Source organism: Nostoc spongiaeforme FACHB-130 (assembly GCF_014698475.1).
Lineage (GTDB): Bacteria > Cyanobacteriota > Cyanobacteriia > Cyanobacteriales > Nostocaceae > Nostoc_B > Nostoc_B spongiaeforme.
In genome coordinates this window covers 196,916-210,360 of record NZ_JACJTB010000003.1, presented here as the reverse complement: position 1 = coordinate 210,360, position 13,445 = coordinate 196,916, and the positions used below count along the sequence as shown (strand labels likewise).

Below are 13,445 nucleotides of genomic sequence, written 5' to 3'. Positions count from 1 at the left end.
TCCCTACTCCCTACTCACCACTCCCTGAACAAAGTTAACCGTGTATGGTTCCTCTAAAGATTGCTGGGTGCTGGCTTTGACGGCGGCTAAATAGCGACGCAAGGCTGATAATTGCTGGGAGTTGGGACGATAGCTGAGATTACCTTGTTTTTCAAATAAAGGTGCAGTTGCGATCGCCTGATAATCTAAATTCTGAGATGAGTTTAGGGTTAGCCATGCTGACTCCGGTGGTGTGGGAATCAAACCGGCTGGTAATTCTCCTTCTAAAAATGCCAATAATCTCTGCTGACAAATGCTTGTATTAATTCCTCTGCCCTCAAACAACTGAAGCACTTCGTTAAATGATAAACTCCGCTCTGGCAGTAGGCGCAGCAATTCTGTAAACAGAAAATAATCGGTGTACTGTTGTCTTGGTTCTTCTAAAATCTGGGAATGCAAGGGTAACATTGCCAAACCCAATGCAACTCGGCTGCAATTCGGTGCGCCATTCTCTCCTAAATATGAGTCTTGAATAATCTTGGCGTTGGGGAGTTTTTGCCGTAGCCAATGATAAACAACTCCTAAAGATGCGACTCCACCAGTCAACACGGCTTGATTAATGTCTTCTGTGGGAATACCCCGCGCCACGAGTAATTTATTCAATTCCCGGTTCAGGCGGCGCACAAAGGGGACAAACACTTGACTTTCTAAGTCTCGCCGTTGCAATGTCCACTGTTGATCTGCCAATTCTAGGATGAAGTTTTCTTGATGTTGCAAAATTAACTTCAAAGCCAAGGCAGCTTCGAGGGCAGCTTGTCCTAAAACTGAACTTTCCAACCGTTGCTGTAACCGAATCCGCACACCAAGATCAGGCTCTCCCGCCCTTGGTAAATCAAATTTATCTAACCCCAAACTTTGCCACTGCATTCTGTCAACATTGGCAAAGGCTGGTTGCCAATACCCAGAACTACTAGTATTCTTTTGACCATTAACTTGGTTATTTTTCCGTGGTTCTCGGTATTTTGGCGGAATGAGTAACTGACAAATAATATCCTGTTCTATTCCCTTGCTGGCGTAGGGGAAACTGTGCAGCATGAAATCTGTGTGTGCTAGTTGCAGCAGATTTGCTGGGATATCAACCAAAGCCATTTCGCTGGCGGTTGCGCCAATATTAATTACCAAAGTATTGCCGATTAACGGTTCTGTGGTTTCGACGGGACGTAAACCAGTACGATCGCTCACTTGAATGAGTTGGCTGTCACTTTTATCAAATAAACTAATTAAACTAGCGATCGCTTCTTCCACAAAAAAGACTTGCTGGGGATGTTGGACAATTTTGCTAGTTAATAAAGCTTCCCGCACATTAAATCTATATTGTTCTGACCAACTCGCCGGACAAGTACAAATCACCCCAGCGATTTTACTCATAATGGTGTGGAAAGTCTGCTGATTAATTCCCACCGCCATAGCAATTAGACCTTGGGTGGTACTCTGGCGATCGGATTTGAGGGTTAATAGTAATTTAGAAAGCGATCGTACCACCCAAATTAATGGCCCTGCGGAAAATTCATTAAATTGCAGTACAGGTTCCCATTTTTGCTGTTCACCTTTGTAAGGTACAGCTATTTGTAAATAAGGCTTTAACTGTGCAGAACATTGACTACTCTTAACATTACTGTCACCTTGTACCACGGAAGCATTCGGGAGATAAACTTCCGCCGGTAAACGAAATGAATGTTGAAAAGCCGTCGCACCAGGAATATTTTCTGCTGACCAATATATCGGGTATACCACCGACTGAGTGCGATTTAACAACGCCGCAGAAATTCCAGTTGTGCCTAAATCAATACCCAAATACCAAACCGAGTTATGCACATCTACCGGAATTTCTATCTGAGTTGGGGAACCAGAACCCGATTTCTCTTGCTTTTTTTTTTCGTTGGACGGAGAGAAGTTTAAATCAACTTCGGTTTGTGGCGATGATATGGGTGCAACTGGCGCTACAGCCGGACGAGAAAAAGCCACATTTGGCGTATGGTCTAGGGTTTGTGCATTGGGTAAGGTGACATTTGGCGGTTCTTCTATATCTGCCAAAGTGTAGACATCTGTTAACTGATAGTTGAGTAACTCATCAAAGTTTGCTAAATCTTGATTTAATTGCTGCAACTGTTCTTCATTTAAAGAAATATCCGGTATGCTTCCCGACTGCATCACCTCTGGCGCAAGCAAATTCTCCTGGGGAGAAGCCGCAATATATCTATCGGACGCATTCTCCAGCACTTCCCCCTCAGATGTCACTCCCACATCAGGAGTAGGTTCAGGTTCATCTAAAGTCGATGCAATTTCCGTCGGCGACAAACCCGGCCATAAATTCTCTGCACTACTAGCATCGGCAAACAGTTCAGTTAAAGAAGTAATTGTATCAGTATGTTCTGGCTGCACAGGAATATTTTCCCGCATCGCCGGCGAATAGCTGAGTGTAGTATTGGAAAACTCCGGTTCTTCAAAAAATAACTTTTGTTGAAAATCTGAAGATAAATCAATAAATGGCGGCGAATTAGTCGCTGTGTTTTGCGGTGGTAAATGATTTGCTTCTAACAAGCCTGCATCGGACTGAGTGAATATCGACTCTGGTAAGGCGACATTTTCCTCAAATAACGGTGCGGTTGTTGAGTTAACAGCATCTTCTGTGACAGTCGTGAATGATGTTTCTGGTTCTGCGGGAGGAATTTTTGCAGAAGTATCGGGTGTTGGTTCTGTAGAAGTCGGTGGGGTTACAGAACTGGGTTGAAATTGCTGAGTGGATGTTTCGGTCTCTATTTCATATTGGGTTGTGGGATTTTCTGGTGATTGACTGACGTGAAATAAACTGGCGTAAAGTTGATCTACCTCATCATTCAACTCTAAAGTTGGTGGCGACAAATCACTAAACATCCCAGAGATTTCTGGCGGTGGTGTTGCGGCTTCTGGTGTTGGTAAAAGTGTCGGCGCAGTTAATGGTTGTGGGGAATCATCCGCCAATGTTTCTAAATCTTCCAACCCCTCCATTTCCAGGGGAATAGCAGCATCCATTCCTTGGGGAATGCCACCAGTCAATTCCAGTAGCATCGCATCCAAATCATTAGCCGCCACATCAGCAGTAAATTCTACTTCTGGTTGGGGTAATTCTAGTGATGGGTTGGCTACTTCGGTATTGGTAATCACTACTGGTTGAGCAGTTTCTACAGTAGCAGTTTCTAAGGGAGTTGGAAATGGCGATCGCGCTGCTGCTGATGTTTCTTTAACTACTGTCGTTGCTGGTAGATTATTAATCTGTTGCTGCAATTGCTGAGTCCAATTATTCAGGAAACTCACTAGCAATTGTTCACTTTGCAAGCCTGTACTGTGCATTCTCGCCAGTGCTTGCGATAAAGACTCTTGGTAAGTAGTAATATTGCGCTGGAGTGCATCAAATACGACATTTACCGTACCATCCAGCGACAATAAACGTTGGTCTAATTTCGTGGCAAACTGATTTAACTGTTCTAACTGCGCCGATGAATCTAATGTAGGCGTACTTGCAGCCGGGGATAGTTCTATACTGTTGTACTGACTAGGACTAGCAGCACGAAAATCATGGGCTGGTGTTGAGTTAATATGTGGTGCGATCGTAGGGACAAGGCGATTCATCAACACCTGTAAAAATTCCCCAATAATTTGCTCTTGATTGGCTAACTGCTGACTTAAAGAATAATTTTGTAACCTCTTCTGCTCTAATTGCCGAATTTCTTGCATCAAAGTCGAGCGTTCTTGCAACAGCGCCGTTAATTCTGCTTGCAGTGGTTGAATTAATGTCGCTAATTCACTTTTTAGCTGGCTACTCAGTCCAATATTTTCTGCTGACTCAGATGGATATAACTCTTCTGAAGATTGGTGATTAACTTGTTCAGCAAACTTCGCCAACAAAGGTGACTGTTGTACCTGTCCCGTTAGCTGGGGAATATGACCCTGCAAAGCCTCTGCTGCTTGCAAATTCACCAGAAAGTTACGAACTCTCTCTAAAACCTCTCTGGCTTCTGGCGCTTGACCAGACAGCAACTTCGGCAGTCGCTTACCATTGTTAGTGAGTAAGTTATCAATATCTGCGATCAGTTTTTGAATTTCATCAGCGCGGGAAGTCACTTTAGAATTACCTTAGCTAGAACTGGATTTTTAACTTGGGTGAGAAATTGACGCTTATCAAAGTTAATAACGGTAGTAACTGCCCTTCAGACTTCTGATGGCAATTTATGATAACTGGGCATCATGGTAATTAGCTGGAGTGCTAATTGAAGTACCAGGATACAAAAATATTTACCAATTGTCAGCCAAATAAGTTGATTAGGTACTTTGTTTGACCTTTTACCATACAGGCGATGTTACAGCCTCTGGGACTTCACAATTAAAAACATAAAAAAATGCAACAAATCAGCCAGAAGTCCGAACCCAATTAGCAAATTGCCTCCACTTTACATCCACACGCGCCATTAATCTAGCTAAGGAGTTTAGGAATGGCAAGTTAACTAGAACACAAATCAACTTGCGCCCCAAGAGAGTCTGTTAAGACTGGGTGTAGGGGTGTACTTCGACTGCGCTCAGTAACCAGGGTATAAGGATGTTAGGGTTTTGGATACATACACCGTTCCGACGTTCGGCGAAGCTCAGTCGATCTGCTGACGCTCACGGCGAAGCCCTTATCCCCTTGACTTTCGCCTCATCTGACCCTTCCACCCTCAACCCTTACACCCCTGATCCCCAGATAACTGAAACTATCCGAAAATTTTGCGTTAGCAAAAATTAACTAGTTTGAGTATCATTAATGTGGTTTGCCTATATTTTTAAGTAAATATTTTTGCAATGCAGCTAGAGTTTTCAAAATTATCCCACAGGCACTTAGACATTACTTGCAAAAGTTTTGCTTTATTTAAACTGCGTCAGTAAGACAGTTCTGAAAATGCTTTTATTGTGATTTTGTTTACCTGGCTGAACTCTGTATTTTAAAAAGTATTGGCATTGATGGCTTAGACTGCAATTAACTTTTTTGTCTTTTTGTGTGTAACACCTTTAATGAAGATGCCGTAATGGGAGACAGATATAGCTTGCAAGAAGAACCTTTTCACCCGTGGATCAGAACGGCTCCCTTTTTTCAAGGGTTGCCAGAATCTGTTGTCGAACCAGCCCTTATCCATCTTGTGACACGAACACACCCAGCAAATCAAGTGATTTTGTTGGAAAATGACTGGGGTGGTTCTGTATATTTTATCTTTGAGGGTTGGGTAAAAATTCGTACCTATAATTTGGAGGGTAAAGAAGTAACCCTCAATATTTTAGGTAAGGGCGAATTATTTGGTGAAATGGCAGCTTTAGATGAAGTGCCTCGTTCTACCGATGTGATTACCCTAACCACTACTGTTATTGGTAGTTTGCCTGCTCAAGATTTTGTCAAGTTACTCCAAATTGAACCCTTGGCAGGTGTAAGATTATCCAAGTTGATGGCTAGGCGCTTGCGCCAAGTCAACCGTCGTTTGCGGCTGAGAGAATCTGATAGTCAATCGCGGGTAGCTGATACTTTGTTATTCTTAGCTGAAGGTCAGGGAAAACGAGCGCAAACAGGAACAGAAATTCCGAATCTGCCTCATCGAGAATTAAGTAGTTTAAGTGGGTTAGCGCGAGAAACAGTGACAAGAGTTTTAACTAGGTTAGAAAAGAAAGGGCTAATTCAACGGGATCAAGAAACTATTTGTATTCCTGATGTGTCAGCCCTGGAAAGATTGATTGTATAAAAAATTTTCAAAATGAGTATTGTAGATTCTCTGCCCGATGAGCCAGAGGAAAGCTTATCTTCTGCGTCTTTATCACCTAACCAAGAGGAGTTACCCCAAAACCAGAGTCAGTTACAACCTCCCCAACTCAAAGCCGCAGCACCTTTACGGATGGTAGAAACGGCATTTTTAGCCAGTACTGCCAGTTTAATTTGGTTTATTAACTTTTATTTTCCGTTGGGGCCAGTATTGCGGATTTTCTTTCCTGTACCGATCGCTCTAGTTTACCTGCGTTGGGGACACAGAGCATCATGGATGGCGGCTGTTACCTCTGGACTATTGTTATCGGTACTGATGGGGCCTGTTCGTAGTCTATTATTTGTGATGCCTTTTGCGCTCATGGGCGTACTTTTAGGCGCAACTTGGCATCGTCGGGTTCCTTGGATTGTGTCGATTACTTTAGCTACGTTATTAGGTACTTTGGGCTTCTTTTTTCGGATGTGGTTGCTATCTATCTTATCCGGGGAAGATTTATGGATTTATTTAATTAATCAAGTTACAGAAATCTCTGAGTGGATATTTCTCAAACTCGGATTGTTAAACAGTCCCAGTGTATTTTTGATTCAAGTCGGGGCTTTGGCATTGGTGGTGATTAATAATTTTATTTATTTATTTGTTGTACATCTAGCTGCATGGCTACTACTAGATCGTTTAGGCAATCCTATTCCCCGTCCGCCACGCTGGGTACAAGTCATGATGGATTATGAAGGGTAGAGAAGGCAGGAGGCAGAAGGCAGGAGGCAGGAGGCAGGAGTTTTTTCACTATTAACTCTTGACTTTTGATACTTGACTCTTAATTTATGATTCGTATTTATACTCAAATAGAACAAGGTAAAGCCTGGATTGCTAAATATGGTGGTTGTTTACCTGTGTTTACCTGTGTTTTAGGTTTTACAGAAACTGCTTTAATTCCTGGAATTTCGGCGGCTGGACGCACGCCAACCGACCGTAAGTATACGGCTTGTGCTGATGCTGAATTTTTATACTATGGTGCCGAACATCAACCGCAGTATCATTTACCACCACTCACAGCAGGCGCATCACCTGTGTTAATTTCTCGCGCTGTGGTGGAAGGACTCAAAATACCTGTGCGTTTGTTTAATGGGGGATTACCTTTGTTTCCGGCTGTACCTATAATTGATTTGGGTGGTGCGCCTGCGAGGTGTTTAAGTACAGGTCAGGCGATGGAATTAGCCACTGTCAAACACTTGCTAGAACAAGGGCTGATTTGGGGCGATCGCTTGGCGGCTGAAGTTGGACAAAGTTACTTAATTTTGAGTGAATGTGTGGTTGGGGGTACAACAACCGCTTTAGCTGTACTCACGGCTTTAGGCATAGATGCAACGGGTAAAGTTAACAGCAGTCACCCCATTTGTAACCATCAACAAAAATGGCAAGTCGTCCAGTCTGGCTTACAACACATTTCTGATGATGCTGATCCACTACAAATTGTGGCTGCTGTGGGTGATCCGATGCAAGTGGTATTGGCAGGAATGGCGATCGCAGCTAGTCGTCGTTGTGGAGTTATGTTGGCAGGCGGAACACAAATGCTGGCAGTTTACGCTTTAACTACAGCAATTTCTCAAGCTTACGATTTATTTTGGCAACCAAATAAAGTCATCGTCGGAACAACTCGCTGGGTAGCAGAAGATATCACTGGCGGAACTGTGGATTTAGCCCTCAGTTTAGATAAAAGCAACAAACATCCAGGTATAGTCCCACCACTACTATCAACACAGCTAAATTTTGCCAATTCTCGTTACCCACAACTCCAAGCTTATGAGCAGGGTTTTGTTAAAGAAGGAGTAGGAGCTGGCGCAGCTTGCATTGCAGCTTATCTCTACCAAAATTGGCAACAATCTCAACTTTTAGCAGCTATAGAAGACCAATTCCAAAGGCTGAGTAAATTGAACGATCATTGATTCTGAATTCTGACTTCTGAATTCTGCTATGAAAACAAAAATACCGGACTTAACAAGTTCCGGTAAATCTTTGGAAATATCTACTAATGAGCCATTAATGAATTCTTTCGCGGAGTAATTGTTCTTCTAATGCCGCAATTCGATTATAAGCTGCGGTTAATTGCGCTGTTAGTCTTTGTATCTGAATTTCTGGTGTTAAAATCTTATCCCCACCTTGACGATTCATGTCTAAATAAATGCCGTCTGTTAAAACATCCTTGTGTTCTAATTCTTGATTAAAACTGATTTGACCTTTCAACTGATAAGGAAAAGTATCACTATTTTCTTGATAGTTATCTTTTACAGATGTTTTAGCCAAGGAACACTCTGTGAAAGCCTGAGCAACTTTAACATCTAGCTGCTCAATTACCTGGTAGAGGGCATCCAGCTTATGGCTCAAAGTTAGAATCTGGTTTTGTAATGGCTCCATCTAATACCCTCGTCAGTATATTTCCTCCATGTTATTCAATTTACTGGCAATGTTAAACATACTTATGAATTATTTAATTATTCAAATAATTTGTCGAAATGATATAACTAAGTCATTAATTATCAATCTTTCTCCAAAAAATTGGAAGTGAATACCATTACTAATGTTAAAAAATGTAAACTTGAGCTAACTTATTTTTAGAAAATTTTGAAATTTTAAAAATTAAAAAACTATTTACGTATAACTAAAACGATAAAAGTTACTCTAGTCTGGTTTATTTTAGAAACTCTCTGTACAGCCTGAGAGTCGTGATTGGGGAGTCGGGAGTAGAAGAGAGTGTTTTGTGGGTTTACTGTCTTTTCAGAAATCAAAATGTCATTTATGTTTATATTATTATTTTTATCTAGTTCTCTCATAATTGATATTTTCTTGACAATTGTTTTTTAAATACAGTGTATATGCAAGCGAGTAGGTTGGGTGTAGGCGCACAAGACATATTAAAAACAACACAACAAATGTGTATTGCGCCGTAACCCAACACCAAATCATGATATGTTAAGAAAATATTCTGACAGCTAAAATAATTGCAGCATAAATTTTACCGTCGGAATTGAGATATTTTGGTGGTTGGAAATCTTGTGGTTTTATTCATAGCATTTGTTGGCTTCCACTACCATGCGGGAAGCCACCCTTCGGGTGTCTACGTTTCACCCAACCTGCAAGCTTCAGACTTTCACACTTGATAAAGTTTTTCCCAGTCAGGAATCGCCGCACGTTGAGCAATTAATAATTGTTGAATACCTTTTTCGGCAAAATCTAATAGTTGATTTAACTGAGTGCGAGTAAAACTACCTTCTTCTGCTGTTCCTTGAACTTCAATGATTCCCAGGCGATTATCCATAACGACATTGAAATCGACTGTAGCGGCTACGTCTTCTGGGTAATTTAAATCTAGATATGGTTCACCTTCTAATAAGCCTACAGAAACGGCTGCGACTTGTCCACATAAAGGCGATCGCTCTAACACCCCGCGCTGTAATAATTGGGAAATTGCCTGCGCTAAAGCCACAAAACCACCAGTAATGGCTGTGGTTCTGGTTCCTGCATCTGCTTGCAATACATCAGCATCTACCGTGATTGTACGTTCTCCTAACGCCTCAAAATCTAGGGTGGCTCTTAAGCTGCGTCCGATTAACCGTTGAATTTCTTGCGTCCTTCCCGACAATTTCAACAGTTCCCTTTCCTGGCGTTGCTGGGTGGCTGCGGGTAACATTCGGTACTCAGCCGTTAACCAACCTTTGCCACTTCCCGTTAAAAATCTTGGCACTCCCTCAGTCACGCTAACATTACAAAGTACCTGAGTATCGCCGCATCTAGCTAAAACTGAACCAGGTGCAAAGCGAGTAAAGCCAGACTGAAAGCTTACAGGGCGGAGTTCGTAAGGTTGTCTGCCATCGGGACGCTGCCATGCCATTGGATTTGCCTCAAGATTTTCCTATTAGGATACTGTGGGAAGTGTGAAGTCTGAAATTTGCAATCTGAAATTTTATCTTTTGACTCAAAATTCACACTTCGACTCACCTCGACTCCTGTCAACTTCGCTCGCTACAAGTCGCTCAGTATAAAAAACTCAGCACTTAACATTCAGCACTCAAGAGCAAATTCAGAATATTCTGCTCGACCATATCGGGTAGTTGATCACCGTTGATGGTTAACAGGCGGCGGCGACGGTCGTAATATTCTAGGATGGGGATAGTGCGATCATAAAAGAGTTCTACGCGACGCTGGACGATTTCTGGTTGGTCATCTGGTAGAGAACGCCCCAAAGAACGGCTGACCATGACGGCTTGTGGGACTTGTAAATAAATTGCCCAGTCTAAGTTTTGTTCTAAAGTATCCAATAAAAAATCTAATTCTTCTGATTGAAAGGCTGTGCGGGGATAACCTTCTAATATCCAACCACAAATAACATCAGGCTTTGTCAGGCGCAGCCGCATTAATTCAATCATCATTTCATCGGGAACTAACTCGCCTCTGGCTACGTAGGGTTGTGCATGGCGACCAAGTTCGCTATAGTTAGCGATCGCTTCCCGTAAAATTTCACCCGTAGAAATCTGAGGTATATCAAAGTGTCTACCCAGCCTTTGTGCTTGAGTGCTTTTACCTGATCCTGAACCTCCCAGAATCACTAATTTCACTTGACTTCACTCCTCATCTGGTAAAATTCACAACATTCTACTCTGTTTTTTCCAAATTCAGAGTTCTGATGAGACTCGGCTAATTTCATTCATGGCTCCAAATTTTGCGATCGTGTTGCGACTAGTTTCATCCAAAAAACGAAAATGTCAATATCTCATCTGTAAACCTTGACCTGAGAACAAACCTAGTACAATAAGGCAAAAGTAAAAAGGTAAAAGGCAAAAGACAAGTCGTCATTAGTTTTTGCCTATTACAGACAAATTTGTTATAAATAGCTGCAAAAATTCTCGCATTTTGTGTAATTTTCTAAATTTTCCTTATGGTTGCCCAGTTAGAATCTTTCAGCACCAATTCGACAATTTCCTTGCCAAATCCAGTAGAAGGGCTTGTGCAGGTTTTCACCAGTTCTCACCGTAACTTTTTCACCACTGTTATGGCGCAAGCCTTGAGAATTGCTGGTCAAGGCACATCTGTATTAGTAGTACAGTTTCTCAAAGGCGGTATTGGTCAAGGACAGGACAAACCAATTCAGTTAGGGCAGAATCTTGACTGGATACGCTGTGACTTACCTCGCTGTATCGATACGCCACAACTAGACGAAGCCGAAAACCAAGCTTTACAAAAATTATGGCAACACACTCAAAATGTCGTCTACGAGGGTGAATATTCCCTGGTAGTTTTAGATGAGTTAAGTTTAGCCATCAACTTTGGTTTGATTCCCGAAGCCGATGTTTTAGCTTTCTTAGCAAAACGTCCGCCCCACATTGATATCATTCTCACAGGCCCAGAAATGCCCAAATCCCTGTTAGATGTCGCCGACCAAATTACCGAAATTCGCCGGAGCGATCGCCCCTAAACAAAATACTCCGTTCACGATATTCTAGTAGTTCGGTTGGAATTACCTGTGAACTTGTGATTAAGAACGATAAATGGATTACCGAAATGGCTCAACAAGGGATGATTTCACCCTTTGAGCCAAGCTTAATCCGAAAAGTGCAGAAAGAAACATCTGTAGATGCTCAACCCGTTATCAGCTACGGTCTTTCTTCTTATGGCTATGATATTCGCCTCTCCCCGGCTGAGTTTCGGATTTTTCGCCACATACCGGGAACTGTGGTTGACCCCAAAAACTTTAATCCGCACAATTTAGAGTCAACACCACTGCATACAGATGTGAATGGTAGTTATTTTATTTTGCCTGCTCACAGCTATGGGTTGGGTGTTGCTTTAGAACGGCTAGAGGTTCCAGATAATATTACAGTAGTTTGTATAGGTAAAAGCACGTATGCACGTTGTGGTATAATTGCAAACTTGACTCCTGCGGAAGCGGCATGGCGTGGTCATTTAACCCTAGAATTTTCTAATTCTTCCAGTGCTGACTGTCGTATATATGCCAATGAGGGAGTAGTGCAGTTACTCTTTTTAGAAGGAGAACCCTGTGCGATTAGTTATGAAACAAGGCAGGGTAAATATCAAGATCAGTCAGAAATTGTCACCTTAGCTCGCGTCTAGTTCAAATTCAAAACCACAGGTTATGTTTAATTTTACCTGTGGTTTTTGTATTTGTTATGTGCGTAGACGCAAAGCGGCTTGTCGCTAGATATCGAATATATTGCCTCATCAAAAATCTAGGATATAACTATCAATGAGAATTGCAAAAATTCTTGATAGACCTTAAATGATGAATTAAATATAAAATGGGCGCAGAACCTTGGCACTATTTTGTTCCTTACGAGGAAAACGTTAATTTTACATTGCAAAATTTGCGTCAGCAAGAATTTAAAGCTGGAAACTACTATGGTAGTGAATTTAATCCAAAGAGTATAGATGAAGCCGTTGCTAATGTAGAACCTGATGGAACAGCTTCTATTTTAGATATGTTTGAGGTTACGGATCATCCTCAAACCTGCGCTGTTTGTCCAGTCCCTACTGATGATTTAATCAGATGGTTTGGTACTGATAAACCTACGCTTCAAATGGTGCAATCAATTCTTGTAGAAGAAGAACAGCCAGATACTTGTGAGGAATTTTGGGATAGCATCGGGCGAGGTGAAGGGAGATACATAATCATTTACGATGAAGACGAACCATTTGAAATCTTCTTCGCAGGTTATTCTTTTGACTAATTTATATTAATTTATGTTGGGCGAAGTATAGCTTAAACCAACATAAATTATGTATATTGAGGGAAGTAGTCAACCGTCCCAACTTTTTAGTTTTGCAGGTTTAATTAAGAGCGATCGCCTCAACTTGGTGTCTGGTGAAAGCGTTATGATAGAGGCGATCGCAAATCACACTTTATTGGACTTGTAAGGTGTCTGGCAATGACCATCTCCTTAGAACAATTTAGCCAATCTTCTCTGGTGTTTCAGCAGTATGATGCAACTTGGCAAGACTATGAGAAGGTGCGAGATAACCCGGATATTGATTGGCGTAAAATTGCATTTCATCAGGGATGGTTGTGGGTTGATATGGGAACAGAAGGACTAGGACATTCTTCTTTTAGCGATTTGATGACCATGATTTTTGGGTTCTGGGCGTTCCTACACCCAGAGATAGTATTGCAATCTTACGGACGCTGTTTAATTGAAAAGCCCGAAACCCACGCCTGTGCGCCAGATTTAGTTTTGTACAAAGGTGAAAATATTCCGAAATGGCAACCAGGTGAACCCCGTCGGATTATTCTTGATTGTCATCGTCTACCTGATTTAGTGGGAGAAATTGCTGATACTACTTTAGGTATTGATTTGGATGAGCAAAAGCGACTTTACGCCAGTTTAGGAATTGCAGAATACTGGGTAATTGATGTTAAAGGAATGCGACTATTTGCATTTGGTTTAACTGCAACAGGTATCTATCAAGCCATCGAAGTTTCTCAGGTGTTGACAGGTTTACCCATCGCCCTGATTGAACAAACACTGGAAAGATTACCCCAAGAAACTAACACCGCAGCAGCTAATTGGTTGATGCAGCAATTACAAACAAAATAAGTGCAAATTTAGAATAGACAATTTTTCCCTTGCATATACAGTGATA

Annotated in this window: 12 protein-coding genes; 8 read left to right on the top strand and 4 right to left on the bottom strand. The window is 41.8% G+C overall.

Features of this window, described 5'->3' with window-relative positions; translation table 11 throughout:
* Nucleotides 1-3: 3 nt before the first annotated feature.
* Entirely contained in the window at nt 4-4,140 is a 4,137-nt protein-coding gene (locus H6G74_RS04815; RefSeq protein WP_190966594.1) for a hypothetical protein, read from the bottom strand.
* 938 nt (nt 4,141-5,078) lie between these two features.
* Between H6G74_RS04815 and H6G74_RS04810 the strand changes: the two genes are divergently transcribed.
* The 3 genes from H6G74_RS04810 (at nt 5,079) to cobT (ending at nt 7,741) form a co-directional block, all read left to right on the top strand.
* On the top strand, nt 5,079-5,780 hold the full coding sequence (locus H6G74_RS04810) for a Crp/Fnr family transcriptional regulator (RefSeq protein ID WP_062293301.1): 702 nt from the start codon (nt 5,079-5,081) through the stop codon (nt 5,778-5,780).
* A 12-nt stretch (nt 5,781-5,792) separates the two neighbouring features.
* Complete coding sequence (locus H6G74_RS04805) at nt 5,793-6,533, top strand: DUF2232 domain-containing protein (RefSeq protein WP_190966593.1); 741 nt, start codon at nt 5,793-5,795, stop codon at nt 6,531-6,533.
* Nucleotides 6,534-6,619: 86 nt separating this feature from the next.
* On the top strand, nt 6,620-7,741 hold the full coding sequence (cobT, locus tag H6G74_RS04800; protein ID WP_190966592.1) for a nicotinate mononucleotide-dependent phosphoribosyltransferase CobT: 1,122 nt from the start codon (nt 6,620-6,622) through the stop codon (nt 7,739-7,741).
* A gap of 94 nt (nt 7,742-7,835) precedes the next feature.
* Here the strand turns inward: cobT and H6G74_RS04795 are convergent, their stop codons facing one another.
* From H6G74_RS04795 to H6G74_RS04785, 3 genes are all read right to left on the bottom strand, one after another.
* Nucleotides 7,836-8,210, bottom strand: coding sequence for a hypothetical protein (locus tag H6G74_RS04795; RefSeq protein ID WP_190966591.1), 375 nt, complete (start codon nt 8,208-8,210; stop codon nt 7,836-7,838).
* Nucleotides 8,211-8,943: 733 nt separating this feature from the next.
* The gene (gene rph / locus H6G74_RS04790) at nt 8,944-9,684 is read right to left on the bottom strand and encodes a ribonuclease PH (protein ID WP_190966590.1); all 741 of its coding nucleotides are present in this window, start codon (nt 9,682-9,684) and stop codon (nt 8,944-8,946) included.
* Between the two features lie 163 nt (nt 9,685-9,847).
* Complete coding sequence (locus H6G74_RS04785; RefSeq protein ID WP_190966589.1) at nt 9,848-10,408, bottom strand: adenylate kinase family protein; 561 nt, start codon at nt 10,406-10,408, stop codon at nt 9,848-9,850.
* Nucleotides 10,409-10,728: 320 nt separating this feature from the next.
* On the opposite strand from H6G74_RS04785, the gene H6G74_RS04780 reads away from it, so the two are divergent.
* The 5 genes from H6G74_RS04780 to H6G74_RS04760 all read left to right on the top strand — a co-directional run bounded on the left by H6G74_RS04780 (nt 10,729) and on the right by H6G74_RS04760 (nt 13,399).
* Nucleotides 10,729-11,265: a P-loop NTPase family protein gene (locus tag H6G74_RS04780; RefSeq protein ID WP_190966588.1), complete on the top strand. Its 537-nt coding sequence runs from the start codon at nt 10,729-10,731 to the stop codon at nt 11,263-11,265.
* Between the two features lie 56 nt (nt 11,266-11,321).
* Nucleotides 11,322-11,921, top strand: a complete 600-nt coding sequence (dcd, locus tag H6G74_RS04775; RefSeq protein ID WP_190966587.1) for a dCTP deaminase — start codon at nt 11,322-11,324, stop codon at nt 11,919-11,921.
* Nucleotides 11,922-12,106: 185 nt separating this feature from the next.
* Nucleotides 12,107-12,535 carry a hypothetical protein gene (locus tag H6G74_RS04770; protein ID WP_190966586.1) on the top strand — a complete coding sequence of 143 codons (429 nt, stop codon included), beginning with the start codon at nt 12,107-12,109 and terminating at the stop codon, nt 12,533-12,535.
* Nucleotides 12,536-12,584: 49 nt separating this feature from the next.
* Nucleotides 12,585-12,722, top strand: a complete 138-nt coding sequence (locus H6G74_RS04765) for a hypothetical protein (protein WP_190966585.1) — start codon at nt 12,585-12,587, stop codon at nt 12,720-12,722.
* A gap of 11 nt (nt 12,723-12,733) precedes the next feature.
* Nucleotides 12,734-13,399 carry a Uma2 family endonuclease gene (locus tag H6G74_RS04760; protein ID WP_190966584.1) on the top strand — a complete coding sequence of 222 codons (666 nt, stop codon included), beginning with the start codon at nt 12,734-12,736 and terminating at the stop codon, nt 13,397-13,399.
* The last annotated feature ends 46 nt before the right edge of the window (nt 13,400-13,445 follow it).